This is a genomic window from Pseudomonas sp. OST1909, assembly GCF_015277575.1.
Taxonomy (GTDB): domain Bacteria; phylum Pseudomonadota; class Gammaproteobacteria; order Pseudomonadales; family Pseudomonadaceae; genus Aquipseudomonas; species Aquipseudomonas synxantha_A.
Window position 1 is genome coordinate 2,277,459 of record NZ_CP063780.1, and the last position, 25,669, is coordinate 2,303,127.

The window sequence follows — 25,669 nt, forward strand, 5'->3', positions numbered from 1 at the left end:
TTGTCTGTGGGGTGTAAGTTTTAGTTTGAAATAAATAGGCTGTTGTGAGCGGGGGAATGTTTGTGCGAATTTGGCCGCGCTTTGATCGTGTGAGTGTTTGTTTTGTACGTATCTCCTAATCATGCGATAGATGGTAATTATTTAAATTGATATATGATTTGGATGGAGTATTGACATTATGAATGTATATGGTTCCGGTATGGGTTCCCAGGTGTATAACCCGTCAGCATTCTCCAGCTTCCCGCCGCAAGGCGCTGCTGGCGAAGCGATGATGCCCAGGTACTCCAGCGAGCGCACCGTACAATATAGCGGCTATTCATCATCTGCTGAGCGCTTTTCGGCGTTCAAGGAGGGCACTAACCGCACGTATGGCAACAATGGAGGGCTGACCCCGCCTTTCTCCAGAAACGAACACACTCAGGCGCTCACCCATTATTACTGGATGAGCGGCGCCTTCAGGGACACCGTGAGTAAGTTCACAGATTATTACGGAAAGTTTAAGCAGGTTTTCACAGGGCGCGACGAATGGGGTGAGCGCAACCCAATTCCGCAATTCGAGCCACGGCCGAATTCGAGACCCTTGGTCCAGACACGCCCGATACCTGAGGCAAGGGCCTATTTAAACCCCGCGCTGAATGAAGTGTCTACGCAGTATTTTCCGGGGGATACAGTGTATGGCTTTAATTCAAATACCCGAAATCCCGATATGTCGTTCACCTCGACGTATGACACGCCATGGTTCAGGGTTGAGGATATACTGGGTAACGATACATTGGACTTCTCCGGGTTCAGGCAGCATCAAGTCATAAATTTGGGTGCCGGTGCCTATTCCAGCTTGGGTGGGCTGGTTAATAATGTTCACATCAGCATCGGGTCGGCCATTGAAAATGCTATCGGCGGTTCAGGCGATGATCGGATCCTTGGCAATGCATCTAATAATGTACTGACCGGTGGTGAGGGCGCGGATACATTAAGCGGCGGCGGTGGGAGCAATATCTTCAAATATAATACAGCGTCAGACTCTACCTACGCGAAGGCTGACCTACTGACTGATTTCAAGGCCGGTTGGGACAAGATCGATTTAAGGGGCCTGGCTGCGACGACCGGCGTTGAGTTGAAGCTGGTGCCCAGGTTCACGGGTCGACCTGGCGAAACCGTTATTAGATTCAACCCGCAGAGCGGACGTTATTTCCTCGGGGTTGACCTGTCGGGTGACCAAAAAATTGACTTCCTGATAAAAAGTACTCGGCCTTTCGGCTCGCGAGACGTAATGGGATGGCATGAAATGCCTACACGGGTGTGAGCGACGTGAACCAATATTCGCGTTGATGTTGTTCTATGCGCTAAACAATCATTTTTCACTTTTATCTACAGACTTGATACGCGGGTGACATCGCGATCAAGTCTGTTTTTTTTTGCATTGCAGCATCAAGGCATGTGCTCATGCGCTCGTCAGGCCATCAGGGCTTGATGCTTTCTCTCTACTCGCTGAAACCAACGGACAAAAACTGACAGTCTCGCTGCACGTGTTGACGCGGGAGGACGAATGTTTGTTGCTGCGAAATGATCTGCGTTATTACGGGTAAACAGCACGGCGTGTCAGATTCCAAGCAGCGTCGCCGCCCTATATGTAGGGTTTTCTTCACTTACTTACCTTCTACAAACCACTAAGCATTCGGTCGTAAGACCGTTCAGTTATGGAAGTGTATAAAGTCATGGTTGTCAGGCAGACACAATACACGAGGGTTGGAAGTGCGGGTTTTTTCGTTAACGTTAGGTGCTGAGATTTTTTGGTTATACGGTGAGCAAAGTAGTAGGGGGTGTGAGTAATCGATTGGATGTTGTTGTTGAGGGCAAGTGGTGTTATCTAATTGTGAGTAATGGGTTGATAATATTTCATGGTTTATTTTGTTTTTAGTTCTTTATTTTTAACAAGATCAGCAGGTTGCGATCAAGTCTAAAAGATATCATATGTTTGTATGGTTTCAGGTTTTTGCAGTTGTGCGCTCAAAGTGTGTTCAGGGTTTAGAGTGTGTCGGAGTGAATTAATTTGCGCGTGGTATGAATGAGTGTGATGTGAGAACTTAGCCATGTGCCGATGACTGGCACCGTTTCTGTGTTGGCATTTAGTCTTTCGAGTTTGGCGGTTGCTACTTTGAATTTGGTTGCGTGAGGAATTTTGCTTATGAGCTCGTTAATAGCGCCAGCTGCTCAAGTTGGTGTTTTTGAAAGACTTGATCCCAGGCGTGATGTTAATCCTGATAGACCTGTTGATGGGCCTGGCGAGGGGTATACGCTGCACAGTAATAAGAGGGAATTCACGACGGAGCAGGCTGGGAAACAAATCACCCGGCAGGGTTTGCGTTTTAGTGATCGCAACAACGATAAAAAAATCGATTTGTCGTTTCGTATTTCCAAGGGGTTCACCGCGCAGCAGGCGGAGCAGGCCAGGCAAGCGATGCAGTCTTGGGCGGATGTCGCCAACGTGACATTCGCTGAAAATGCACAAAACGCTGACGGTCATATAGATATCAATGATATGCCTGGAACGGCGGGTGGTGTGGCCATTTTGCCCAACAAGTACAGGTATAAAACATTTGCAAATATTGGAACGGCGAACGCAGGGGAGAATCCAGAAGTCGGAAGTTTTTTCCGCACAGCACTTGTTCATGAAATAGGGCACTCCATCGGCTTAGAGCATCCTGGTGCATATAATGGTTTTGCGGACTATGGGCGTGACGCGGTGTACGCGGGGGATACCAGGGCGCGCTCGGTAATGAGCTATTTCTCGGAGAAAAATCAGCCCGGACATAATTTCAACTCAAAGCTGCCTTCTGCACCGTTGATGGATGATATTGCAGCTGTACAGAGGCTATACGGGGTCAATACCAAAACCCGTAATACTGATACGACCTATGGGTTCAACTCCAATACCAACCGTGAAGCGTTGAGTCTGAAGGGAGCGAACGACAGTCCTGTCTTCTGTGTTTGGGATGGAGGTGGAAATGACACATTGGATTTCTCCGGGTTTTCACAGGACCAGAACATCAATCTCAATGCAGAGTCATTTTCAGATGTTGGGGCGTTGAAGGGGAATGTCTCTATCGCCAAGGGCGTTGTACTTGAAAACGCAGTGGGGGGTAAAGGCAACGACACCCTGAAAGGTAATGAGGTCGCTAATCGCCTCAAAGGGGGCGGTGGGGCGGACAGATTACTCGGGGGCGGGGGAGGGGACACCTTTGTTTATGGCCGAGCAAGTGAATCAACCCCCGACAATCCCGACGTCATTCTGGATTTTGAGAGCGGTACAGACAAGATTGATCTCTCAGGTATCCTGAAAGCGTCAGGTATTAGTGCGCCAAAGGTTGTCGATCATTTAAGCGGCCATCCAGGCCAAATCATGCTCAAGTACGACGAGGGCAGTGGCGAGGGTAGCCTAGCCCTGGACGTGACGGGAAATGGTAAAGCTGATTTGCTGATAAAAAGCATTGGCCGGATTAAAGCCGGCGACGTAATGGGGCACGGCGGTACCCCGGAGCCGCAGCCTAAGCCAACGGATCCCAAGCCGGAGCCGCAGCCTAAGCCAACGGATCCCAAGCCGGAGCCGCGCCCTAAGCCAACGGATCCCAAGCCGGAGCCATGCCCTAATCCACCGGATCCCAAGCCGGAGCCATGCCCTAAGCCACCGGATCCCAAGCCGGAGCCATGCCCCGAGCCACCGGATCCCAAGCCGGAGCCATGCCCCGAGCCAAATGGAGAGCTTCGATCGGTACTACTGCCAGCCCTTGAGCAGCATGGCTTTACAGAGCGGGCTTGGCGGGTCGAACAGTTCAAGAGTGCGAATGCGATAAGAGTTTTCAAATAAAATACTGTAACTAGTCTAGTTGTCGTGATGTTGTTTTTAAATTCGCATATGCGTCGGCTGCATTATGTTGCCTGCAGTTTGATAAGCGCTGCTGCACGTAAACTTTCCAGTATGTAAAAAGTGCAATTTTTGCTGGGCTTGTACGTTGGGCGAAACGATTTTGCAAAAGTTCGTAAATGGTAGTGTTTGCGAAATGTTGGGTTGTTGTTTTTCTATTACTAATCGAGAAGGTAACATTATGTTGAATATAAGTGCACCTGTTTTGAGCCTCCAGGTTTCTAGCCATGCCGCTCAGCCGTCGTCACCTGCGGCACTTCCTGGCAACAATGAAGCCAGTAGAGCGCATCACCACGAGCACTCGACCACTCGTCTGAACCCCTCAAATAACTCCCAGCTGCTGAGTTTATCTGAGCAGGTGACAGGCGGACTCACCCTCCTGCCTCGATTGCTCGGATCGAGCGTCAATATCGGTGTGCCCCCCAGGCTGCTGCAACTTGGAGAAGTCGCCACTTCCACTTTGTCTTTTTCGTTCATCTCCGGGTTTGGCACTGAAGTACTTAGATGTGAACCCAAGCCTGAGGGAGATGATCACCCCAAGCCAATTGTCGATAAAACACCAAAGGACGAGCCCAAGGCTGGCGTCGATAAAACACCAAAGGACGAGCCCAAGGCTGGCGTCGATAAAACACCAAAGGACGAGCCCAAGGCTGGCGTCGATAAAACACCAAAGGACGAGCCCAAGGCTGGCGCCGATAAAACACCAAAGGACGAGCCCAAGGCTGGCGCCGATAAAACACCAAAGGACGAGCCCAAGGCTGGCGCCGATAAAACACCAAAGGACGAGCCCAAGGCTGGCGCCGATAAAACACCAAAGGACGAGCCCAAGGCTGGCGCCGATAAAACACCAAAGGACGAGCCCAAGGCTGGCGCCGATAAAACGCCAAAGGACGAGCCCAAGGCTGGCGCCGATAAAACACCAAAGGACGAGCCCAAGGCTGGCGCCGATAAAACGCCAAAGGATGAGCCCAAGCCAGGCGTCGATAAAACGCCAAAGGACGAGCCCAAGGCTGGCGCCGATAAAACACCAAAGGACGAGCCCAAGCCAGGCGTCGATAAAACGCCAAAGGACGAGCCCAAGCCAGGCGTCGATAAAACGCCAAAGGATGAGCCCAAGCCAGGCGTCGATAAAACGCCAAAGGACGAGCCCAAGCCAGGCGTCGATAAAACGCCAAAGGACGAGCCCAAGCCAGGCGTCGATAAAACGCCAAAAAACGAGCCCAAGCCAGGCGCCGATAAAACGCCAAAGGGCGAGCCCAAGGCTGGCGCCGATAAAACACCAAAGGGCGAGCCCAAGGCTGGCGCCGATAAAACGCCAAAGGACGAGCCCAAGCCAGGCGTCGATAAAACGCCAAATGACGAGCCCAAGCCAAGCCGCAACTCCAACTCGGATGACACTATCTATGGCTTCAACTCCAACACCGGAAAGCCAGAGATGACCCTGACATCCGCTTCGGACAAACCAGACTTTACCGTTTGGGATGATCGAGGCAACGATACGTTCGATTTCTCCGGTTTCAAGCAGGATCAGTCGATTGACTTGCGAGGTGGTTCGCGCTCCAGCGTAGGTGGGATGAAGGAGAACGTCAGGATCACCGAGAAAACTGTGATCGAAAATGCGATCGGTGGTCACGGTAATGATCGGATCATTGGCAACAGTGCGGACAACGTGTTGGTTGGTGGGGGCGGGAGCGATACTCTGGTCGGCGGAGGTGGCTGGAACACGTTCAAGTTCAATGCCTTCACGGACTCGAGCCGCACCAATGCCGATCTACTGGTGGACTTCAACACGGGCCAGGACAAGATAGATTTGTCGCAAATGGCCATTGACGGCAAGGTCGCGTTTAACTTCGTTGATAGCTACAGCGGTAAAGCGGGTGACACTATTATCAAGTTCAATCCGCAATCGGGCCGTTATCTGCTGGCAATAGACCTGGATGGAGATGGCAAGACCGACTTCCTGATTAAAAGCACGCGAATGATCAGCCCGGAAGATGTCATTGGGCTGAACGTCAAGGATGACGGTTATCTCTGATAGATTAATGGCGATTTTCTAGAATCGTCATTGCATGAAGTCAAGCTGGGCAGGACTGATCAGTAGTTGATCCAGTCCTGCCCTTTTGTGCGTGATAAAAAGTGTTGATGAGAGTGGTCAGGCGGTAGTCACGGAGACTTTACGGGAAGTACCCAGGAACCCTAGCAACGCCACCAGTGGGAAAGCGCTGCCCACCAGCATCACACTCAGCCAGCCGCCGTGTTCATACACGCTGCTGGCAATTGCCGAACCGAACGCACCGCCGATGAAGATGCTGGTCATGTAGAGCGCGTTCAGGCGGCTGCGGCTGTGGGCATCGAGGGCGTATACAGCGCGCTGGCCGAGGACCATGTTCATCTGCACGCAGAAGTCCAGAACCACGCCGGTCACTGCCAGGCCGATCACGCTGTACAACGGATGCACGAACGCCGGAAGGAAACTCAACGCGCCAAACAGCATTGCCAGCAGCGAGGCGCGGTGGGTGTGGCCGGCATCGGCCAGGCGACCGGCGATGGGCGCGGCGATGGCGCCCAGGGCACCCACCAGGGCGAACAGCGCGATTTCACTTTGGCTCAGGCCATGGTTGCGCGCCAGCTCCAGTGGAGCAGCGGTCCAGAACAGGCTGAAGGTGGCAAACATGCACGCCTGATAAAACGCACGCTGGCGCAATACCGGCTGCTTACGCAGCAAGGTGCCCAGGGAGCGCAGCAATTGCGCGTAGCTGGCGCTGTGATCGGGTTGACGCTTGGGAATGGTCAGCATCAGCACCCCGCTGATAAACGCCATCAAGGCGGCGGCGGCCATAAACATCGCACGCCAGCCGAAGTGGTCGGCCACTACGCTGGACACCGGCCGCGCCAGCAGAATGCCCAGCAGCAAGCCGCCCATGATGCTACCGACCACACGGCCACGGGATTCGGCAGGGGCCAGGTGCGCGGCCAGCGGGATGAGGATCTGCACCGATACCGAACTGAAGCCGATCAGCAGCGACACCAGCAGGAACAGGTTGGGCTGTTCGGTGAACGCTGCGCCCAACAGGCTCGCGATAGCCACCACGGTGGTGAAGATCATCAGCCTGCGGTTTTCCAGCAAGTCACCCAGCGGCACCAGGAAGAACAGGCCCAGGGCATAACCGATTTGTGTCAGCGACACGATCAGGCTGGCCATCGCCGGTGTCAGGCCGATGTCCGGGGCGATCAGTTCGATGATTGGCTGCGCGTAGTAGATGTTGGCGACGATGGCGCCGCAGCAAAACGCGAACAGCATGACCATGCTCCGGGTCATGGTGCCTGTGGCGTGAGAGGTAGCGTTCATGGCGTGCTCGTAAGGCGAAGGACGATGGGGTGAGAGAGTAAAGGCAAGGGCCGGCAGTGAGTAGGCCGCTTGGCGTGATAACTGTCATGCCGCGAAATAATGACTCAATACAAAACCCAATGTGGGAGGGGGCTTGCTCCCGATAGCAGTGTGTCAGTCAGCACAGGCATTGGCTGACACACCGCTGTCGGGAGCAAACCCCCTCCCACAATTTTGATCGAGTCTATTCAGTCAAGATCATTCACTGGCCAGAGTAGATCTGGTCAAACACCCCACCATCGTTGAAGTGGGTCTTCTGCACCGTGCGCCAGTCACCAAAGGTTTTCTCCACCGACAGGAAGTCCACCTTCGGGAAGCGGTCGGTGTATTTGGCCAACACCTTAGGATCCCGTGGGCGCAGGTAGTTGTTGGCCGCAATTTCCTGACCCTCTGGCGACCACAGGTACTTCAGGTAGTCTTCAGCGGCAGCACGGGTGCCTTTCTTTTCGACCACTTTGTCGACCACCGAAACGGGCGGCTCGGCTTCGGCGGAAACGCTTGGATAGATCACTTCGAACTGATCGCGGCCAAACTCACGGGCGATCATTTCTGCTTCGTTCTCAAAGGTCACCAGCACGTCGCCGATCTGGTTGGTCATGAACGTAGTGGTCGCGGCACGTCCACCGGTGTCCAGCACGGGCGCTTGTTTGAACAGTTTGCCGACGAAGGCCTTGGCCTTCTCTTCGTCGCCGCCGTTCTTGAGCACATAACCCCAGGCCGACAGGTAGGTGTAGCGGCCGTTACCCGAGGTTTTCGGGTTGGGCACTATCACTTGCACGCCGTCCTTGAGCAGGTCCGGCCAATCTTTCAGGGCTTTGGGGTTGCCTTTGCGCACGATGAATACGGTCGCAGAGGTAAAGGGGGCACTGTTGTTCGGCAGGCGCGTGACCCAGTTGTCCGGCACCAGCTTGCCATTGTCGGCCAGGGCATTGATGTCGGTGGCCATGTTCATGGTGATCACATCAGCCGGCAGGCCGTCGATTACCGAGCGCGCCTGTTTGCTGGAGCCGCCGAAGGACATCTGCAGCGTCAACTTGTCGTTCGGGTGCTCGGCTTCCCAATGCTTCTGAAAAGCGGCGTTGTAGTCCTTGTAGAAGTCGCGCATCACGTCGTAGGAGACGTTGAGCAGGGTGGTCGCTGCCTGGGCAGAGCCCGCCAAGGCCAGGCCGGCGGCCAGAAGAGAGGCGCTGAGGATTTTTTTCACTGCTCATTCCTTGTTGTTCGAGAAGAGGGGAGGCAATTTGCCAGCGACTATAGCCGGGCCTGCATAGACCTTTAAAGATTAAAACGAACTTTGCTTATTCCAGTTTATGGAAAAGATTGCTGCCACAGCGCGAGCAAAACGCGGCGTTGGGTTCGTGGCTGTCTTTCTTGCACGCCGGGCACTCGGTACGCAGCTGTTCACCGCGCATGGCACTGGCCAGCTCGGCGGTAAAAATGCCTGTAGGTACGGCAATGATCGAATAACCGGTGATCATGACCAACGATGAAATCACCTGGCCCAGCGGTGTCTTGGGCACGATATCGCCGAAGCCCACGGTGGTCAGGGTCACGATGGCCCAGTAGATGCCCTTGGGAATGCTGGTGAACCCATGTTCCGGGCCCTCGATCACGTACATCAAGGTACCGAACACCGTCACCAGCGTGCACACGCTGACCAGGAACACCACGATCTTCTGCTTGCTGCCGCGCAGCGCCGCCATCAAATAATTGGCTTGCTTGAGGTAGGGGCTGAGCTTGAGCACGCGGAAGATTCGCAGCATCCGGATGATGCGGATGATCAGCAGGTACTGCGCATCGCTGTAGTACAGGGCGAGGATGCCGGGGACGATGGCCAGCAGGTCCACCAGGCCATAAAAGCTGAAGGCATAGCGCAGCGGCTTGGGCGAACAATACAGGCGCAGGCCGTACTCGATGGCGAAGATCAGCGTGAAGCCCCACTCGATATAGGCCAGCACGTCCGCGTAGTTCTGGTGGATCTGGTCGATGCTGTCGAGCATCACGATCACCAGGCTGGCGAGGATGATCAGCAGCAGGATGCCGTCAAAGCGCCGCCCGGCGACGGTATCGCTTTGAAACACCATGATGTAGAGCCGCTGGCGCCAGTCGTTGTTGCTGTCCATAAATCCTGCCTGAAGCGAATATCGAGCAAGCCTAGGGGGATTCGAACGGGCTGTCCATGCGGGGTTTGTGAAGCAACCGGTGGCCGGCGCGCACCAGCCAGCAGGCGAGGATAAACGGTGCGGTCAGTGCGGGCAGGTGCAGGGCGGCAAAGCCCGGCGTGAGCAGGATGGCCAGGCCGATGCCCAGCAGCGGCAACCAGGGTTGGCGACGTAACGGGCTCAGGGCCAGGGCCGCCAATGCCGGGTTATAGCTGTGCAGACCGAGCAGGGCACCGGAAGGCTCGTTCAACCACAGACCGGCCAGCACACCGAGGCTGGCGCCGCACAAAGCCCAGGCGGCCGCGCGGCGGTCAGCCAGCAGCAAGCCCAGGGCGATCAGAAGGCCCGCCAGGGGTTGCTCCAGCAGCATGATTTGCCCAAGGCCGGTAAAGGGCGCCGTGAGTACCGCGAACATGTCGGTCTGGACCGGCGCAAGCGTAGTTTGAGGTACATGGCCGAGCAGCAGCCAGCCGAGGCCAACAAAGGGCGCGGTGTAGGCGGGCAAATCGTGAGGCCGGCTGGCGTGTTTCAACCATTGCCGGGTGAGGATCGCACTCAAGCCGCCGCCCGCCAGGATCAACAGCGGCACCAGCGCCGACCAGGCAAAGTGCTGGCTGACCAACAAGCCCAGCAGTACGCCGTTGTAGCTATACAGCCCGGCCTGACGCTCAGCTTTGGGATACCCGCGGCGCTGGGCGGTGAGCAACCCCGCGACACCGCCCAGCAACGCACCGCCCAGCAAGGCCGGGGCGCCGATCAGGATCGCCAGCAGGCACAGCAGGCCGCACAGCGGGTGGCGCTGCAGGAAAATCTGGCTGCAGCCGTTGAGCAGGGCTTCGGCCCAGTCGGGGCAGGTCTGGTTGTGCATGGCAGCTCCCTGTAGGAGCGAGCTTGCTCGCGAAAAACCCAAGGGCGCCGCGTGCATTCAGGATACCCGCGTCATCGTTGACGTTCTTCGCGAGCAAGCTCGCTCCTACAGTAGGGTTTCGATACGCAGCGAGTTGGTCGACCCCGGCTGCCCGAATGGCACCCCTGCGGTAATCACCAAGGTATCCCCACGCTGCGCCATACCCTGAGCCTGGGCAATTTCCAGCGCGGTGGAACACACCTCGTCGACCTGGCGCAAACGATCATTGACCACCGAATGCACGCCCCACGCCACGCTCAAGCGTCGCGCCGTGGACAGGTTCGGCGTGAGGTTGAGGATCGGCGCCACCGGGCGCTCCCGTGCGGCGCGCAAGCTGGAACTGCCCGACTCGCTGTAGTTCACCAGCACCGCCACCGGCAGGATGCTGCTGATGCGGCGGATTGCGCAGCTGATGGCGTCCGACACCGTGGCATCCGCCTTGGGCCGGCTGACGTCCAGTTGCGCCTGGTAATCCGGGCCATTTTCCACCTGACGGATGATCTTGCTCATCATCTGCACCGCTTCCAGCGGGTACTCGCCCGACGCGGTTTCGGCCGACAGCATCACCGCGTCCGCGCCTTCAGCCACCGCGTTGGCGACATCGGTGACTTCGGCACGCGTCGGCGCCGGCGAGAAGCGCATGGATTCAAGCATCTGCGTGGCGACCACCACCGGCTTGCCCAGTTGGCGGCAGGTGCTGATGATGTCTTTCTGGATCTGCGGCACGCTTTCGGCCGGCACTTCCACGCCCAGGTCGCCTCTGGCCACCATGATCGCATCGCTCAACTCGGCGATTTCCTGCAGGCGCTGCACGGCTGAGGGCTTCTCGATCTTGGCCATCAGGAAGGCCTTGTCGCCAATCAGCTCGCGGGCTTCGCGGATGTCTTCCGGGCGCTGCACAAAGGACAGCGCCACCCAGTCCACGCCCAGTTCCAGGCCAAAGCTCAGGTCGCGGCGGTCCTTGGCGGTGAGCGGGCTGAGTTCCAATAGCGCTTGTGGGACGTTTACGCCTTTACGGTCGGACAGCTCGCCGCCGTTGAGCACGGTGGTGTCGATGGCATCGGCGTGTTTGGTGATCACCCGCAGGCGCAGCTTGCCGTCGTCGAGCAGCAGGTCCATGCCCGGTTCAAGGGCCGCAATGATCTCCGGGTGGGGCAGGTTGATGCGACGTTGGTCGCCGGGTGTCGGGTCGAGGTCCAGGCGCAGAGCCTGGCCGCGAATCAACTGTACCTTGCCTTCGGCAAAACGTCCGACCCGCAGTTTCGGCCCTTGCAGGTCCATGAGGATGCCCAGCGGGTAATTCAGCTGGCGCTCCACTTGGCGAATCCACTGGTAACGCTGCGCATGGTCGGCGTGCTCGCCGTGGCTGAAGTTGAGGCGGAAGATATTCACCCCGGCCTGCACCAGCTCGCGAATGTCATCGATACCGTCGGTGGCCGGGCCCAGGGTGGCGAGGATTTTGACCTTCTTGTCAGGCGTCATGGTTGGCATTCTCAAGGATCAGGATAGCGCGGAAATCGTTGACGTTGGTGCGGGTCGGCTCGGTGACGATCAAGTCGCCCAGGGCAGCGAAATAGCCGTAGCCATTATTGTTATCCAACTCGTCACTGGCGCTCAGGCCGAGGGCTTCGGCACGGCGGTAGCTGCAGGGGGTCATGATCGCGCCGGCATTGTCTTCCGAGCCGTCGATACCGTCGGTGTCGCCGGCCAGGGCGTAAACGCCGGGCATGCCCTTGAGGCTATCGGTGAGGCTGAGCAGGAATTCAGCATTGCGCCCGCCACGGCCATTGCCGCGCACGGTGACGGTAGTTTCGCCGCCCGAGATGATCACGCACGGCGCTGCCAGGGGCTGGCCGTGCTGCACAATCTGCCGGGCGATGCCGGCATGCACCTTGGCCACCTCCCGCGCTTCACCTTCCAGGTCACCGAGGATCAGTGGACTGAACCCTGCCCGGCGAACCTTCACGGCCACGGCTTCCAGGGATTGCTGGGGACGGGCGATCAATTGGAAGTGGCTGCGGGCAAGTATCGGGTCGCCAGGCTTGACCGTTTCCGAGGCGGGGTTTTGCAACCAACTGCGCACCGAGGCGGGAGCGTCGATGCCATAGCGCTTGAGGATTGCCAGGGCTTGTTGCGAAGTGCTCGGGTCACCGACGGTTGGGCCCGAGGCGATCACCGTGGCCTGGTCGCCCGGCACATCGGAAATTGCGTAGGTGTACACGGTAGCCGGCCATGCGGCCTTGGCCAATCGCCCACCCTTGATCGCCGAGAGGTGCTTGCGCACGCAATTCATCTCGCCAATGGTGGCACCGGATTTGAGCAGGGCTTTATTGATGCTTTGCTTGTCGGCCAGGCTGATGCCTTCGGCGGGCAAGGCCAGCAGCGCGGAACCGCCGCCGGAGAGCAGGAAAATCACACGGTCTTCTTCGCCCAGGTTGCTGATCAGTGCCAGTACGCGTTGGGCCACGGCCAGGCCGGCAGCATCCGGCACCGGGTGGGCCGCCTCGACCACCTCGATTTTTTTGCACGGCGCACCGTGCCCGTAGCGGGTGACTACCAGGCCAGAAACATCGCCCTGCCAGCAGTCTTCGACGACCAGCGCCATGGCGGCCGCGGCCTTGCCGGCGCCGATCACGATCACTCGGCCACTGCGGTCAGCAGGCAGGTAGGGTTCAAGGACTTGCCGGGGGTGGGCGGCGTCGATGGCTGCGGCAAACAGCTCGCGAAGCAGGTGTTGCGGATCGACCGACATAAGCGGGCTCCCGGGGGATTTTTGTTATTTGTAGGAGCGAGCTTGCTCGCGAAAATCGTCAACGATAACGCGGGTGACCAGGCAGCCAGCGGTGCTCTCAGGTTTTTCGCGAGCAAGCTCGCTCCTACCGGGGGGTATTGCGTAATTTCGTTACTTGTCGCGAATCGAGAAATTGGCCATATGCTCCAGGCCCTTGATCAGTGCCGAGTGGTCCCAGTTACCGCCGCCAATCGCCGTGCAGGTGCTGAACACTTGCTGGGTGCCGGCGGTGTTCGGCAGGTTGATCCCCAGTTCCTTGGCGCCGGCCAATGCCAGGTTCAGGTCTTTCTGGTGCAGGTTGATGCGAAAGCCCGGATCGAAGGTGCCCTTGATCATGCGTTCGCCATGTACTTCCAGAATCTTCGACGATGCAAAGCCACCCATCAGCGCTTCGCGCACCTTGGCCGGGTCGGCGCCGTTTTTCGAGGCAAACAACAAGGCTTCGGCGACCGCCTGGATGTTCAGCGCGACGATGATCTGGTTGGCCACCTTGGCGGTCTGGCCATCGCCGTTACCGCCCACCAGGGTGATGTTCTTGCCCATGGCCTGGAACAACGGCAATGCGCGTTCGAACGTCTGCGGTTCGCCACCGACCATGATGCTCAAGGTACCGGCCCTGGCGCCGACTTCACCGCCAGACACCGGTGCATCCAGGTACTGCGCGCCGGTTTCGTTGATCTTCGCCGCGAACGCCTTGGTGGCGGTGGGGGAGATCGAGCTCATGTCGATCACTACTTTATTGGGTGACAGTCCGGCGGCCACGCCATCGGCGCGCAACAGCACGTCTTCGACCTGTGGGGTGTCGGGCACCATGACGATGATGAATTCCGCTTCCTGGGCGACCTGTTGCGGGTTGGCCAAGGCGATGGCGCCCGCAGCAAGCAGCTCGGCGGGCGCTTTGCCGTGGTGCTCGGAGAGAAACAGTTGGTGACCGGCTTTCTGCAGGTTCGCGGCCATGGGTTGGCCCATGATGCCGGTGCCGATAAATCCGATTTTTGCCATGATCAAAATCCTCTTTTAATGTGGGAGCTGGCTTGCCTGCGATGGCATCAACCGGACCTGACTGATACACCGAGGTGTTTGCATCGCAGGCAAGCCAGCTCCCACATTGTTTTATGTTGTGTCAGTTGTCAGATGGCGTTATGGGTCTTGAGCCAACCCAAACCCGCCTCGGTCGTGGTCAACGGCTTGTACTCACAGCCGACCCAACCTGCGTAACCAATGCGGTCCAGATGCTCGAACAGGAAGCGGTAGTTGATCTCACCGGTACCTGGCTCGTTGCGCCCCGGGTTGTCTGCCAGCTGGATATGGTTGATCTCGCCCAGGTGCGTTTGCATGGTCCGCGCCAGGTCGCCTTCCATGATTTGCATGTGATAGATGTCGTATTGCAGGAACAGGTTGTCACTGCCTACCTGGTCGCGAATCGACAGGGCCTGTGCCGTGTTATTGAGGTAGAAGCCTGGAATGTCACGAGTGTTGATCATCTCCATCACCAGTTTGATGCCCGCCGCCTGCAGCTTGTCGGCGGCGTACTTGAGGTTGGCGACAAAGGTCTTTTCCACGGTCTCGTCATCAACGCCCTGTGGCCGAATGCCCGCCAGGCAGTTGATCTGGGTATTGCCCAACACCTGGGCGTAGGCGATGGCCAGCTTGACCCCGGCGCGAAACTCCTCGACCCGGTCCGGGTGGCAGGCCAGGCCGCGCTCGCCCTTGGCCCAATCACCGGCCGGCAGGTTGAACAGCACCTGGGTCAGGCCGTTGGCATCGAGTTGCGCCTTGATATCGGCAGAGCTGAATTCATACGGGAACAGGTATTCCACACCCTCGAAGCCGGCATCGGCGGCTGCCTTGAAGCGAGCAAGGAAGTCCTGTTCGGTAAACAGCATGGACAGGTTGGCGGCAAAGCGCGGCATAGGGTTCTCCTTAATCGAGCAGGGAAATGGCAGTCGGCGCATCGTTGCCGACCAGGGCCAGGTCTTCGAATTCGTTGACGGCGTTGATCTCGGTGCCCATGGAAATATTGGTCACTCGCTCCAGAATAATCTCAACGATCACCGGCACTTTGAATTCTTCGATCATTTCCTGAGCCTTGCGCAGGGCCGGTTGGATCTGGCCCGGCTCGAACACACGCAGCGCCTTGCAGCCCAGGCCCTCGGCGACGGCCACATGGTCGACGCCATAACCGTTGAGTTCCGGCGCGTTGAGGTTGTCGAAAGACAGCTGCACGCAGTAGTCCATTTCAAAGCCGCGTTGGGCCTGGCGGATCAGCCCCAGGTAAGAGTTGTTCACCACCACGTGGATGTACGGCAGCTTGAACTGCGCGCCCACCGCCAGTTCTTCGATCATGAACTGGAAGTCGTAGTCGCCTGACAGCGCCACCACCTTGCGGCTCGGGTCGGCCTTGACCACGCCGAGTGCCGCCGGAATGGTCCAGCCCAGCGGGCCCGCCTGGCCGCAGTTGATCCAGTGGCGTGGCTTGTACACATGCAAAAATTGCGCGCCGGCAATCTGCGACAGGCCGATGGTGCTGACGTAGCAGGTGTCTTTGCCGAACACCTGGTTCATCTCTTCGTACACGCGCTGCGGCTTGACCGGCACGTTGTCGAAGTGAGTCTTGCGGTGCAGGGTGGCCTTGCGTTGTTGGCAGTCATGCAACCAGGCACTGCGGTCCTTGAGCTTGCCGGCGGCTTTCCATTCGCGGGCCACTTCAATGAACATCGTCAGCGCGGAACCGGCGTCGGAGACGATACCCAGGTCCGGGGTGAACACGCGGCCAATCTGCGTCGGCTCGATGTCAACGTGAATGAATCTGCGCCCTTCGGTGTACACCTCCACCGAGCCGGTGTGACGGTTGGCCCAGCGGTTGCCGATACCCAGCACCACGTCCGACTTGAGCATCGTCGCGTTGCCATAACGGTGGGAGGTCTGCAGGCCGACCATGCCGACCATCAGCGGGTGGTCATCGGGAATGGTGCCCCAGCCCATCAGGGTTGGGATTACCGGGATGCCGGTTAACTCAGCGAACTCCACCAGCAGCTCGCTGGCGTCGGCGTTGATCACGCCACCACCGCTCACCAGCAATGGGCGTTCAGCCTGGTCCAGCATCGCCAAGGCTTTCTCTACCTGGATGCGGGTGGCCAACGGCTTGGCCAGGGGCAGTGGCTGGTAGGCGTCGATATCGAATTCGATCTCGGCCATTTGTACGTCGAACGGCAAGTCGATCAGTACCGGGCCTGGGCGCCCGGAACGCATTTCATAGAAAGCCTTCTGGAACGCGTAGGGCACTTGGCCGGGTTCGAGCACGGTGGTGGCCCACTTGGTCACGGGCTTGACGATGCTGGTGATATCGACGGCCTGGAAGTCTTCCTTGTGCATCCGTGCACGCGGCGCTTGCCCGGTGATGCACAGGATCGGAATCGAGTCGGCCGAGGCGCTGTACAGGCCGGTGACCATGTCGGTGCCTGCCGGGCCCGAAGTGCCGATGCACACGCCGATATTGCCGGCCTTGGTGCGGGTATAGCCCTCGGCCATGTGCGAGGCGCCTTCAACGTGGCGAGCAAGGACGTGATCGATGCCACCCACCTTCTGCAAGGCTGAATACAGCGGGTTGATCGCGGCGCCCGGGATACCGAAGGCGGTATCCACACCTTCACGGCGCATCACCAGGACAGCGGCTTCGATTGCTCTCATTTTGCTCATGGTTTTGGTGCCTCTTGCGTTTTGTAATTGTATACAAGTGGGGTCTGTCCAAAGTGTATTCACGGCGGACTGCGCAGGTCAATGCATTTTATGAAACGGCCTTTGCGTTCGTCGGAACGGCTTTTTTCGACGTATGGAGCTTTTGTTTGAAAATATTGTATACAAAAACAAATGTCATTGTGTTCTATTTATTCGATTGAGCATCTGATCAAACAGAACTCCACCGCTTTCCAATAACAAAAGAAGGACGGCACCATGAGCGCTTTAACCTTGAAACTCGCCACCCAATTGGCCGGCCAGGCCATCGCCGCAGGCCGCACGATTTCTGCAGCGCCGCTGACCATCGCGGTACTCGATAGCGGGGGGCACTTGATTACCTTGCAGCGCGAAGACGGCGCCAGCCTGCTGCGCCCGCAAATCGCCATCGGCAAGGCCTGGGGGGCGATTGCCTTGGGCAAGGGCTCACGTTTACTGGCACTGGATGCGCAGCAGCGGCCGGCGTTTATCGCAGCGTTGAACAGCCTGGGGCAGGGCAGTGTGGTGCCGGCGCCGGGCGGGGTGTTGATACGGGATCAGTCGGGGGTGGTGTTGGGGGCGATTGGAATCACCGGGGATACGTCGGACATTGACGAGCAGTGTGCGATTACGGCGATTGAGGGGGTGGGGTTGATGGCGGATGCGGGGGTGTCTGCTTGAATCGTTCTGGCTGTGAGTAAGCTATCGCAGGCAAGCCAGCTCCCACATTGACGGTGTTCACAGATCTAACTGTGTGAGCCCACTCAGTGTGGAGCTGGCTTGCCTGCGATGCAGTCGACTCGGTCTACAGTCAAACCCAAATGGCATCCCATAGCGGATAGTCGCCAAATTTCTTTACCAGCCCGGCCCTGAGTGGATTGGCTACGATGTAACGAGCAATCCCCTCAAGGCTTTCCTCTCGACGCACGGCATGATCATGAAAGCCCGGCTGCCAGAGGCGACCTTGGCGGCCAGCCACCGCATTCACCACTCGGGTGCTCTTGGATTTAACTTGGCGCATCAAGTCGGCAAGCGAACCTTTCTCCAGAGAAACAAGCCAATGGAAATGATCAGGCATCACTACCCAGGCCAATGATGTTGCGAGCCCTTTATATTGAGCGATCCTGAATTGTTGTACGACCAGACGGCCGAGTTTGAAGTCGCTGAAGATGGGCTCGCGTTCAAGGGTGTTGGTGGTGAGCAGGTAAATGCGGTTGGATTCGTTATAGCGACCGATGCGCAGGCGATTTGAAGCAGGGAGATCGGGCATTCCTTGGCCTCTCTTCAGATGGTGTTCTGAGAGGCTAGACTGAGGGGCGAAGGCTGATCGGCAGGCTTTTAGCAGGATGTGTCTGGATGGGCGCTATCGCGGGCAAGCCCGCTCCCACAGGGGATTGTGACCACTTTACATTTTGTGTCCGACGCAAATCCGTGTGGGAGCTGGCTTGCCTGCGATAGCCTCGCCGCGGTCTATCAATCCGGCTCACACCCCTTGAGCACCAGCCGGATAATCGTCTGCGCCGCCGCCTCATAATCGGCTTCATCCAACTTGGCCTTGCCGGTAACGGCTGAGATCTGCCAGTCGAAATCGGCATAGGTCTGGGTGGCTGCCCAGATGCTGAACATCAGGTGGTTGGGGTCAATCGCTGCGATCAGGCCACGATCCACCCAGTTCTGGATGCAATCGATATTGTGCTTGGCCTGGGCGTTGAGCTGTTCAACCTGCTCGGTGCTCAAGTGCGGGGCGCCGTGCATGATTTCGCTGGCAAACACCTTGGAGGCAAATGGCAGGTCACGGGAGATGCGGATTTTCGAGCGGATGTAATTGCTCAGCACTTCCTTGGGCTCGCCTTCGGGGTTGAATGGCGTGGAAGCGGCCAGGATTGGCTCGATAATGCTTTCGAGCACCTCGCGGTAGAGGTTGTCCTTGGACTTGAAGTAGTAGTAGACGTTGGGCTTGGGCAGCCCGGCCTTGGCGGCGATGTCGCTGGTTTTGGTCGCGGCGAAGCCCTTGTCGGCAAACTCCTCGCTCGCCGCCCGCAGGATTTTTTCTTTGTTGCGCTCGCGAATGCTGCTCATAAACCAGACGTTTCCTTGCCATGACAGGCGGTTGCGCATGGTAGCACCGGCCATCCGCGGGCCTCAACAATCTGCCCGCAACCCCTTGCGCCGCGCTATGCTCGCAGCACCTTTTCTTGACGGATGCCCGATTCATGGCAGGAAGCAGCTTGTTGGTTTTGCTCGACGATATCGCCGCGGTACTCGATGACGTTGCACTGATGACAAAAATGGCCGCGAAGAAGACCTCGGGGGTGCTCGGGGATGACTTGGCGCTCAACGCCCAGCAGGTCTCCGGCGTGCGTGCCGAGCGCGAAATTCCCGTGGTATGGGCCGTGGCCAAGGGCTCGTTTCTCAACAAATTGATACTGGTGCCGACCGCGTTGCTGATCAGTGCCTTCGCGCCCTGGGCAGTGACCCCCTTGCTGATGCTTGGCGGCGCTTATCTATGTTTCGAAGGTTTTGAGAAGCTCGCGCACAAATTCCTGCACAGCAAGGCTGAAGACCAGGCCCAACACGCGCAGTTGGCAGAGGCCGTGGCCGACCCGGCAACCGATCTGGTGGCCTTTGAAAAGGACAAGATCAAGGGCGCAATCCGTACCGACTTCATCCTTTCAGCGGAAATCATCGCCATCACCCTTGGCATCGTTGCCGATGCGCAGCTGACTCAACAGGTGATCGTGCTGTCCGGTATCGCCATTGTCATGACCATCGGCGTTTACGGTTTGGTCGCCGGTATCGTCAAGCTCGACGACCTGGGGCTGTGGCTGACGCAGAAGCCGGGTCAGGTGGCGCGCAGTATTGGCGGCGCGATTCTGAGTGCGGCCCCCTACATGATGAAGAGCCTGTCAGTGATTGGCACGGCGGCGATGTTCATGGTCGGTGGCGGCATCCTCACCCATGGCGTGCCGGTGGTGCATCATTGGATCGAGACAGTCAGCCAAAGCACAGGGGCGCTGGCGTGGCTGATGCCGACGTTGCTGAATGCGGTGGCGGGGATTATTGCCGGGGCTGTGGTGCTGGCGGCGGTCAGCATCGTGGGCAAGGGCTGGAAAGCGCTCAGGGCATGACGTAGCAGGCACAAAAAAGGCCATTCAATCGAATGGCCTTTTTTATTGGCGCGAATTACTCGGCAATCTGCAACTTACGCGACTCCGTATAGATATACCGCACCTTCTCATACTCAAATGGCGAGTTCATCTGACCATAGCGAAAGCTGGTCTGGTAGCGCTTGTCCACTGCGCGCAGGGCCCAGACTTCCGGGTGGTTGGAGCTGACTTCGGACACGTTGAGGAAGTTGATCTGCGATTCTGCCGTGTAGTCCACCAGCAAGCCGGTGGTATCACGCAGGTTCGACGGGCCGAAAATCGGCAGCACCACATAGGCACCGCCCGGTACGCCGTAGAAGCCCAGGGTCTGGCCGAAGTCTTCACTCTGGCGTGGCAGGCCCATGGCCGTTGCGGGGTCCCACAGGCCGGCGACGCCGATGGTGGTGTTGACCAGCAGGCGCCCGGTGGTTTCCAGGGAACGATGGCCCTTGAGTTGCAACAGGCTGTTCAACAGGTTGGGCACATCGCCCAGGTTGTTGAAGAAGTTGCTCACACCGGTGCGCAGGAAGCTTGGTGTGACGTAACGGTAGCCATTGACCACCGGCAGGAACACCCACTGGTCGAAGCGGTAGTTGAAGTGGTAAACGCGGCGGTTCCACGATTCCAGCGGGTCGTAGACGTTGAGCGCGGTGAGCGTGGAACGCTCGAATTCACGCTGGTCCAGGCCCGGGTTGAACTTGAGCTTGGTCAGCGGCTCCTTGAAGCCGTCGGCATCGACGTTGACGGGCTCTTGAGCCTTGCTGTTGTCGGCATTGGCCACGCCAGCGCACATCAGGGCGGCGAGCAGCAGAAGATATTTAGCCACGGAAGAACTCCAGCATGGCGTCGGCGTTGACGCGGTAATTGAGGTTGCCGCAGTGGCCGCCCAGCGGGTAGACGGTCAAGCGATCGCCGAAGGTTTTACGCAGGAAACCCAGATCGCCAGGGCCGAGGATCACGTCATCGGCGTTATGCATTACGGCGATTTTAGGGCTGTCGCGCAGGTAGTCCTTGAGGGCGTACAGGCTGACCTGATCGATCAGTTGCAGCAGGCTGCCGCCGTCGGAACGGGCGCGCCACATCGGGATCACTTGCTCGGTGAGGTAGCAGTCGAAGTCGCATTGCAGGGCACGCTTGAGGAACGGCGTGAGGCTGGTGCCTTCGGTGATCGGATATTTGGGCGGGATGATCAGGCCGCGGCGGTTGATCAGGTCCGAGGTGAAAGCAATGTCGGCCGCCGAGAAGCGGAACGAGGTGCCAATCAGCATGGCCATCTGTTCGTTGCTCAGGTGCTGCTTGGACTGCTGGAAGTCGTAGAGCAGCGCATCGTTGAGGTCGATGTAGCCTTTTTGCTGGAAGTAACGGGTCAGTTTGCTCAGCACCAGCTCGTAGAAGGTGGTGGTGTTGTTGATGCCCTTGACCTCGGTCTGTACCAGCTTGTCGAGGTTGGTGATCGAGGTGTAGAGGTTGACCGGCGGGTTGAGCAGCAGCACTTTCTTGAAATTGAAGGTGCGGCGGGTCTCATCCAGCTTGCTGACAAACGCCGCATCCAGGGCGCCCAGGCTGTAGCCGGTGAGGTAGAAGTCGGTGACCGGCAACGAGGCATTTTGTGCGCGCACGGCTTGCATCACACGGTACATGTCTTCGGCGTCTTCCTGGGTGATACCCGGGGTGGCGAAGCGCGACGCGGCGCTGATGAAGTCGAAACTGGTGGGCGATGACAACTGCACCACGTGGTAGCCGGCCTGGTAATACAGCTTTTTCAGGTATTCATTGATGCTGCTGTCAAATCGCGCACCGGTACCGGCGATCAGGAAGATCAACGGCGCAGCGCGATCTTGCTTGGCAATGCGGTAGGTGAGTTTCTTCACCGGCCAGAAATTGTCCGGCAGGCTGAATTCGCGCTCGGGGCGCATATTCAGGGTGTAATCGGATTGGTTGATTTCGTCGTCGGTCGGCAAGGTTGGCCGAAGATCGGGAGGCGTGGTGGCGATGGTCGCTTCGAACGGGTTGGTCAAAGGGTAGCCATAGCTGGCTTGGTCGATATCGACGGCCAGTGCTGACGCACTCAAAAATAGGCTGCCCAGCAAGGCAGCACAGCGCAAGGAACGGAGCATGACTTAATCCCTAAGAGGAAACGTGCTGAATGAAATTCGCAGGCTATGACCACCGCCTAGTCACCGAAGTGCCAGCACTCGGCACGAAAAGTCGGAAAAAACGTCGGAATCGGGGTAATAGTAGCCAGACGATACACTTTGCCATGCATTGTTGAACAGATATCTGCGCGAACACCTTGCTAACCGCCGCGGTCGGATTAAGCTGAGCGCCGTTTTTGCCTATCGGAGTGCTCCATGTCCCCTCGTTTGCCGTTGATCCTGCTGCTTATTGCCCTGCCGTTGTGGTTGGCTGCCAGTTATGCCGCACGTTATGGCTTTATGGAGGATGGACAATGGGTCGGCATCTGCGCCGAGCAAGCCAGCCGCTGGGAATGCCTGGTGCGTGCGAACCTGGGGTTGATGATTCACTTCAAGGTGCTGGGCTGGGCGGCGTTGATCACTTCGGTGTTGGGCTTTTTTGTACCGGGGCGTGCGGGATGGGGCTTGGCGGTGCTGGGGATGGTGTTCGGGTTACCGGCCTTGGCGTTGTACAACACGACGCTTGCGGTGTTTGCGGTGGTGATTGCGGGGTTGCGGTTGGTCCGGTAGGAGCGAGCTTGCTCGCGATGGTCGTTAACGATAACGCGGGGCACCTGATGCCCCGCATTGTCCTGATGTTTTTCGCGAGCAAGCTCGCTCCTACACCTGATTGTGTTAAGCCTTGCGCACCCGCAAGCAACGCCACAAAGCCATAACCATCAGCAGGCTTACAATCGCCCAACCCCAAGCCTGCTGGTTCAACAGACCTTCACGGTACAGTTGTGGCGCAATGCCAGCACCGATGATGAAGGCCAGCAGCGCAATCTCCCGACGCGGTCCGGTCACCGGGCGCACCAGGTACACCAGGGCTGGCAGCACCAGCGCCGCACTTGGAAAGCTGCGATAACGCGGGTCAAACACCAACGCCAGCATCATCACCGCCCCCGCAAACCCAGCGATTGCCATCAACCAGCCTGCGCGTTGCTCCAGCCAGTCGAACGCGCGTGTGCGCCAGCCGTCACGGGTGCTGAGGGTCAGGGCGGCGTGGGCCAGCACCAACAGGTTCAAGACCACCAGCAAGCCTGCCCATACCCATTCATCGTTGAAACGCGCAGTGACGCGGGTCAGTTCGGCCCAAGTGCCGATGGAGCAGGCAGCCACCGCACCGAGCAGTGGCAGGAGCAGCGCGGAGCGCGTGCTGCGAACGCGGCCACCAAGCGCCAGGGTGCCGAGCAGAATCACGGCGCCTACGCCCAGCCACAATGGCCAGTACGGCACATTGGTCACCGGCCCTGCGAGGATGCCCTTGTCCTGGCGGTCTGCATCGAACAGCCCCCAGTAACCGCCCACTGCGCCTTCACTTGCACGTTTCCACGGCTGGTCAAACGCTTCGATCAGGTTGTAGCGCCAGCCATTGGCTTCGGCCATGGCGACAAAGCCGCGCATGAACCTGGCTTCATTCACCCGGCTCGGCACGGCAGTTTCGCGCTGACGGCCTTCGCTCGGCCAACCGGTCTCGCCGATGACGATGTCCTTGGGCGCAAACTTGTGGCCGAAGGTCTGGCGTACATCGCCTACGTGCTTGAGCGCCTGGTCGATGCCGGACGGCTCATCTTCCCAGTACGGCAGCAAGTGAATGGTCAGGAAGTCCACCGCCGGCTCGATTTCCGGGTGTTGCAGCCAGAACTCCCATACATCGGCATACGTGACCGGTTGCTTGATCTGGCTTTTGACCTGATGGATCAGCGCCACCAGTTGCTTGGCCGTGACTTCCTTGCGCAGCAGCGCCTCGTTGCCGACGATCACCGAGGTGACGATATCGGGATTGGTGTTGGCCGCCGCGATCAGTTCGTTGATTTCTTTCTGGGTCGCCACCGGATCACTGCTGACCCAGGCGCCGGCCATGACCTTCAAACCATGCTTGCGCGCCATGTCCGGCAAGGCTTCCAGGCCGGTCATGGAGTAGGTGCGGATGCATTCAAAGCGTGTGGCCAGCAAGGCCAGGTCGGCATCCATGCGTTCGGGGCGCAGCTTGAATGGCTGGTCAAACGGCGACTGGTCCTTGTCGAAGGGCGTGTAGGACGCACATTGCAACTTGTGACTGGCGCTCGCCACATCCGGCAGCACTACCGGCCGGCCGAGGCCATACCAGTAGCCAGCGAGGGCAAGCACGCCAAGGATCAAGGCAAGAAAATAGGGCAGGGCAGGAAAGCGGGCAGTCGCGGGCATGGTCGGCTTATCTGGGGGAGCAAAGGCGCGCATCTTACCCGGATTTGGCGCGTGCCAGTGCGGCTGCATAATTTTGACATGCAAACTTCGGGCGGGATTCTGAGGATAACTCCTACAAAACGTCCTGCTGGCGATGTGATGTCGTTTCTTGCTCAACCAAGGTCGCCCACAGAGCAGGGCAAAGGCCTACGCAGGTTGATGATAAAACTGTCAGTACTCCACTGATGCCTCAGCAACCGGATCGATGCGCGTGAAGGGGGCGCGGTGCACCGCATAACAACAGGTTGATGTCGCTCGACATCCGTCGGGCGCAGCACTTTCGGGGAAGTACATATGAAGATGCGACGACTCTTGGGCGCAGCTGCCACGCTGGTAGTTGCGATGGGCTCCACACTGGTCAGTGCCGACAGCAAAACCCTGAGCATCGGTTACGTGGACGGTTGGTCCGACAGCGTTGCCACGACCCATGTGGCGGCGGAAGTGATCAAGCAAAAGCTCGGTTATGACGTGAAACTGCAAGCGGTCGCCACGGGGATCATGTGGCAGGGCGTCGCCACCGGCAAGCTCGATGCCATGCTGTCTGCCTGGCTGCCGGTGACCCATGGTGAATACTGGACCAAGAACAAGGACAAGGTGGTCGACTACGGCCCCAACTTCAAGGATGCAAAAATTGGCTTGATCGTGCCGGAGTACGTCAAGGCCAAATCCATCGAAGACCTCAAGACCGACACTACCTTCAAGAACAAGATCGTCGGCATCGACGCCGGTTCAGGCGTGATGCTCAAGACCGACGACGCCATCAAGCAATACGGCCTGGACTACAAACTGCAAGCCAGTTCGGGCGCGGCGATGATCGCTGAACTGACCCGTGCCGAAGACAAGCAGGAATCCATTGCGGTAACCGGTTGGGTGCCCCATTGGATGTTCGCCAAGTGGAAACTGCGTTTCCTGGACGACCCAAAAGGGATTTATGGTGCTGCTGAAACCGTCAACAGCATCGGCAGCAAGGGCCTGGAAAAGAAAGCGCCGGAAGTGGCGGCTTTCCTGAAGAAATTCCAGTGGGCCTCCAAGGATGAGATCGGTGAAGTCATGCTCGCTATCCAGGAAGGCGCCAAGCCAGACGCCGCGGCCAAGGATTGGGTGGCCAAGCACCCTGAGCGCGTCGCTGAGTGGACCGCTAAATAAAAGCCGCTGATGCACCCCTGTGGGAGGGGGCTTGCTCCCGATAGCGGTAGGTCAGTCACAGATTTTTTGACTGGCACATCGCTATCGGGA

General features: G+C 58.2%; 21 protein-coding genes and 2 pseudogenes. 9 read left to right on the forward strand and 14 right to left on the reverse strand.

Translation table 11 applies throughout. The annotated features are described in order from the left end of the window. Positions 1 to 178 precede the first annotated feature (178 nt). From IH404_RS10060 to IH404_RS10070, 3 genes are all read left to right on the forward strand, one after another. Positions 179 to 1,303, forward strand: a complete 1,125-nt coding sequence (locus tag IH404_RS10060) for a M10 family metallopeptidase C-terminal domain-containing protein (RefSeq protein ID WP_194440357.1) — start codon at positions 179 to 181, stop codon at positions 1,301 to 1,303. An 882-nt stretch (positions 1,304 to 2,185) separates the two neighbouring features. Beyond that, on the forward strand, positions 2,186 to 3,865 hold the full coding sequence (locus IH404_RS10065) for a M10 family metallopeptidase C-terminal domain-containing protein (protein WP_194440358.1): 1,680 nt from the start codon (positions 2,186 to 2,188) through the stop codon (positions 3,863 to 3,865). A 145-nt stretch (positions 3,866 to 4,010) separates the two neighbouring features. Beyond that, entirely contained in the window at positions 4,011 to 5,957 is a 1,947-nt protein-coding gene (locus IH404_RS10070; protein ID WP_242462653.1) for a M10 family metallopeptidase C-terminal domain-containing protein, read from the forward strand. 117 nt (positions 5,958 to 6,074) lie between these two features. On the opposite strand, the gene IH404_RS10075 is transcribed toward IH404_RS10070, so the two are convergent. From IH404_RS10075 to IH404_RS10100, 6 genes are all read right to left on the reverse strand, one after another. Then, a complete protein-coding gene (locus tag IH404_RS10075; RefSeq protein ID WP_194440359.1) occupies positions 6,075 to 7,271 on the reverse strand; it encodes an MFS transporter in 1,197 nt (398 codons plus the stop codon). A gap of 241 nt (positions 7,272 to 7,512) precedes the next feature. Beyond that, positions 7,513 to 8,514 (reverse strand): sulfate ABC transporter substrate-binding protein, encoded by a 1,002-nt coding sequence (locus IH404_RS10080; RefSeq protein WP_005786529.1) that lies wholly within the window; start codon positions 8,512 to 8,514, stop codon positions 7,513 to 7,515. A gap of 94 nt (positions 8,515 to 8,608) precedes the next feature. Further along, positions 8,609 to 9,433, reverse strand: coding sequence for an ion transporter (locus IH404_RS10085; protein ID WP_005786531.1), 825 nt, complete (start codon positions 9,431 to 9,433; stop codon positions 8,609 to 8,611). A gap of 31 nt (positions 9,434 to 9,464) precedes the next feature. Beyond that, complete coding sequence (locus IH404_RS10090) at positions 9,465 to 10,340, reverse strand: urea transporter (RefSeq protein ID WP_194440360.1); 876 nt, start codon at positions 10,338 to 10,340, stop codon at positions 9,465 to 9,467. A 105-nt stretch (positions 10,341 to 10,445) separates the two neighbouring features. Next, positions 10,446 to 11,861, reverse strand: a complete 1,416-nt coding sequence (gene pyk / locus IH404_RS10095) for a pyruvate kinase (RefSeq protein ID WP_032877103.1) — start codon at positions 11,859 to 11,861, stop codon at positions 10,446 to 10,448. Continuing rightward, positions 11,851 to 13,131 carry a glycerate kinase gene (locus IH404_RS10100; protein WP_194440361.1) on the reverse strand — a complete coding sequence of 427 codons (1,281 nt, stop codon included), beginning with the start codon at positions 13,129 to 13,131 and terminating at the stop codon, positions 11,851 to 11,853. Before IH404_RS10100 ends, pyk begins: the two co-directional genes overlap by 11 nt. A gap of 42 nt (positions 13,132 to 13,173) precedes the next feature. Here IH404_RS10100 and IH404_RS27825 point away from each other — a divergent pair. Then, positions 13,174 to 13,278: pseudogene (locus IH404_RS27825) on the forward strand (outer membrane lipoprotein carrier protein LolA); the annotation flags it as partial. Between the two features lie 3 nt (positions 13,279 to 13,281). Here the strand turns inward: IH404_RS27825 and IH404_RS10105 are convergent. The 3 genes from IH404_RS10105 to gcl form a co-directional block, all read right to left on the reverse strand. Beyond that, positions 13,282 to 14,172 carry a 2-hydroxy-3-oxopropionate reductase gene (locus IH404_RS10105; protein ID WP_122733744.1) on the reverse strand — a complete coding sequence of 297 codons (891 nt, stop codon included), beginning with the start codon at positions 14,170 to 14,172 and terminating at the stop codon, positions 13,282 to 13,284. A 128-nt stretch (positions 14,173 to 14,300) separates the two neighbouring features. Further along, entirely contained in the window at positions 14,301 to 15,083 is a 783-nt protein-coding gene (gene hyi, locus IH404_RS10110) for a hydroxypyruvate isomerase (protein WP_122733745.1), read from the reverse strand. 10 nt (positions 15,084 to 15,093) lie between these two features. Continuing rightward, positions 15,094 to 16,869: a glyoxylate carboligase gene (gene gcl, locus IH404_RS10115; RefSeq protein ID WP_032877099.1), complete on the reverse strand. Its 1,776-nt coding sequence runs from the start codon at positions 16,867 to 16,869 to the stop codon at positions 15,094 to 15,096. A 255-nt stretch (positions 16,870 to 17,124) separates the two neighbouring features. Between gcl and IH404_RS10120 the strand changes: the two genes are divergently transcribed. Continuing rightward, complete coding sequence (locus IH404_RS10120) at positions 17,125 to 17,565, forward strand: heme-binding protein (protein ID WP_005786547.1); 441 nt, start codon at positions 17,125 to 17,127, stop codon at positions 17,563 to 17,565. A gap of 130 nt (positions 17,566 to 17,695) precedes the next feature. Here the strand turns inward: IH404_RS10120 and IH404_RS10125 are convergent, their stop codons facing one another. Together IH404_RS10125 and IH404_RS10130 are read right to left on the reverse strand one after the other, a co-directional pair. Then, the gene (locus IH404_RS10125; protein ID WP_032877097.1) at positions 17,696 to 18,154 is read right to left on the reverse strand and encodes a transposase; all 459 of its coding nucleotides are present in this window, start codon (positions 18,152 to 18,154) and stop codon (positions 17,696 to 17,698) included. A 203-nt stretch (positions 18,155 to 18,357) separates the two neighbouring features. Then, on the reverse strand, positions 18,358 to 18,963 hold the full coding sequence (locus tag IH404_RS10130; RefSeq protein ID WP_122733746.1) for a TetR/AcrR family transcriptional regulator: 606 nt from the start codon (positions 18,961 to 18,963) through the stop codon (positions 18,358 to 18,360). Positions 18,964 to 19,097: 134 nt separating this feature from the next. On the opposite strand from IH404_RS10130, the gene IH404_RS10135 reads away from it, so the two are divergent. Further along, on the forward strand, positions 19,098 to 20,012 hold the full coding sequence (locus tag IH404_RS10135; RefSeq protein WP_005786553.1) for a DUF808 domain-containing protein: 915 nt from the start codon (positions 19,098 to 19,100) through the stop codon (positions 20,010 to 20,012). Between the two features lie 55 nt (positions 20,013 to 20,067). Here IH404_RS10135 and IH404_RS10140 read toward each other — a convergent pair whose 3' ends face one another. Beyond that, the gene (locus IH404_RS10140) at positions 20,068 to 20,856 is read right to left on the reverse strand and encodes a VacJ family lipoprotein (RefSeq protein WP_122733747.1); all 789 of its coding nucleotides are present in this window, start codon (positions 20,854 to 20,856) and stop codon (positions 20,068 to 20,070) included. Next, on the reverse strand, positions 20,849 to 22,147 hold the full coding sequence (locus IH404_RS10145) for a serine/threonine protein kinase (protein WP_122733748.1): 1,299 nt from the start codon (positions 22,145 to 22,147) through the stop codon (positions 20,849 to 20,851). Before IH404_RS10145 ends, IH404_RS10140 begins: the two co-directional genes overlap by 8 nt. Positions 22,148 to 22,381: 234 nt before the next feature. Between IH404_RS10145 and IH404_RS10150 the strand changes: the two genes are divergently transcribed. Both IH404_RS10150 and IH404_RS27830 read left to right on the forward strand, forming a co-directional pair. Continuing rightward, complete coding sequence (locus IH404_RS10150) at positions 22,382 to 22,735, forward strand: hypothetical protein (RefSeq protein ID WP_194440362.1); 354 nt, start codon at positions 22,382 to 22,384, stop codon at positions 22,733 to 22,735. A 17-nt stretch (positions 22,736 to 22,752) separates the two neighbouring features. Next, positions 22,753 to 22,842, forward strand: a pseudogene (locus IH404_RS27830) (outer membrane lipoprotein carrier protein LolA); the annotation flags it as partial. Here IH404_RS27830 and IH404_RS10155 read toward each other — a convergent pair. Next, entirely contained in the window at positions 22,841 to 24,394 is a 1,554-nt protein-coding gene (locus IH404_RS10155; protein ID WP_194440363.1) for a glycosyl hydrolase family 17 protein, read from the reverse strand. The pseudogene IH404_RS27830 and the gene IH404_RS10155 overlap by 2 nt on opposite strands. A 333-nt stretch (positions 24,395 to 24,727) precedes the next feature. On the opposite strand from IH404_RS10155, the gene IH404_RS10160 reads away from it, so the two are divergent. After that, positions 24,728 to 25,579 carry a glycine betaine ABC transporter substrate-binding protein gene (locus IH404_RS10160; protein WP_032877092.1) on the forward strand — a complete coding sequence of 284 codons (852 nt, stop codon included), beginning with the start codon at positions 24,728 to 24,730 and terminating at the stop codon, positions 25,577 to 25,579. The last annotated feature ends 90 nt before the right edge of the window (positions 25,580 to 25,669 follow it).

Bases quoted from the DNA above. Each gene is read 5' to 3' on its own strand.
- IH404_RS10060 (WP_194440357.1), top strand. From the start codon at position 179: ATGAATGTATATGGTTCCGGTATGGGTTCCCAGGTGTATAACCCGTCA.
- IH404_RS10065 (WP_194440358.1), top strand. From the start codon at position 2,186: ATGAGCTCGTTAATAGCGCCAGCTGCTCAAGTTGGTGTTTTTGAAAGA.
- IH404_RS10075 (WP_194440359.1), bottom strand. From the start codon at position 7,271: ATGAACGCTACCTCTCACGCCACAGGCACCATGACCCGGAGCATGGTC.
- IH404_RS10085 (WP_005786531.1), bottom strand. From the start codon at position 9,433: ATGGACAGCAACAACGACTGGCGCCAGCGGCTCTACATCATGGTGTTT.
- IH404_RS10090 (WP_194440360.1), bottom strand. From the start codon at position 10,340: ATGCACAACCAGACCTGCCCCGACTGGGCCGAAGCCCTGCTCAACGGC.
- pyk (WP_032877103.1), bottom strand. From the start codon at position 11,861: ATGACGCCTGACAAGAAGGTCAAAATCCTCGCCACCCTGGGCCCGGCC.
- IH404_RS10100 (WP_194440361.1), bottom strand. From the start codon at position 13,131: ATGTCGGTCGATCCGCAACACCTGCTTCGCGAGCTGTTTGCCGCAGCC.
- IH404_RS10105 (WP_122733744.1), bottom strand. From the start codon at position 14,172: ATGGCAAAAATCGGATTTATCGGCACCGGCATCATGGGCCAACCCATG.
- hyi (WP_122733745.1), bottom strand. From the start codon at position 15,083: ATGCCGCGCTTTGCCGCCAACCTGTCCATGCTGTTTACCGAACAGGAC.
- gcl (WP_032877099.1), bottom strand. From the start codon at position 16,869: ATGAGCAAAATGAGAGCAATCGAAGCCGCTGTCCTGGTGATGCGCCGT.
- IH404_RS10120 (WP_005786547.1), top strand. From the start codon at position 17,125: ATGAGCGCTTTAACCTTGAAACTCGCCACCCAATTGGCCGGCCAGGCC.
- IH404_RS10125 (WP_032877097.1), bottom strand. From the start codon at position 18,154: ATGCCCGATCTCCCTGCTTCAAATCGCCTGCGCATCGGTCGCTATAAC.
- IH404_RS10130 (WP_122733746.1), bottom strand. From the start codon at position 18,963: ATGAGCAGCATTCGCGAGCGCAACAAAGAAAAAATCCTGCGGGCGGCG.
- IH404_RS10135 (WP_005786553.1), top strand. From the start codon at position 19,098: ATGGCAGGAAGCAGCTTGTTGGTTTTGCTCGACGATATCGCCGCGGTA.
- IH404_RS10145 (WP_122733748.1), bottom strand. From the start codon at position 22,147: ATGCTCCGTTCCTTGCGCTGTGCTGCCTTGCTGGGCAGCCTATTTTTG.
- IH404_RS10150 (WP_194440362.1), top strand. From the start codon at position 22,382: ATGTCCCCTCGTTTGCCGTTGATCCTGCTGCTTATTGCCCTGCCGTTG.
- IH404_RS10155 (WP_194440363.1), bottom strand. From the start codon at position 24,394: ATGCCCGCGACTGCCCGCTTTCCTGCCCTGCCCTATTTTCTTGCCTTG.
- IH404_RS10160 (WP_032877092.1), top strand. From the start codon at position 24,728: ATGAAGATGCGACGACTCTTGGGCGCAGCTGCCACGCTGGTAGTTGCG.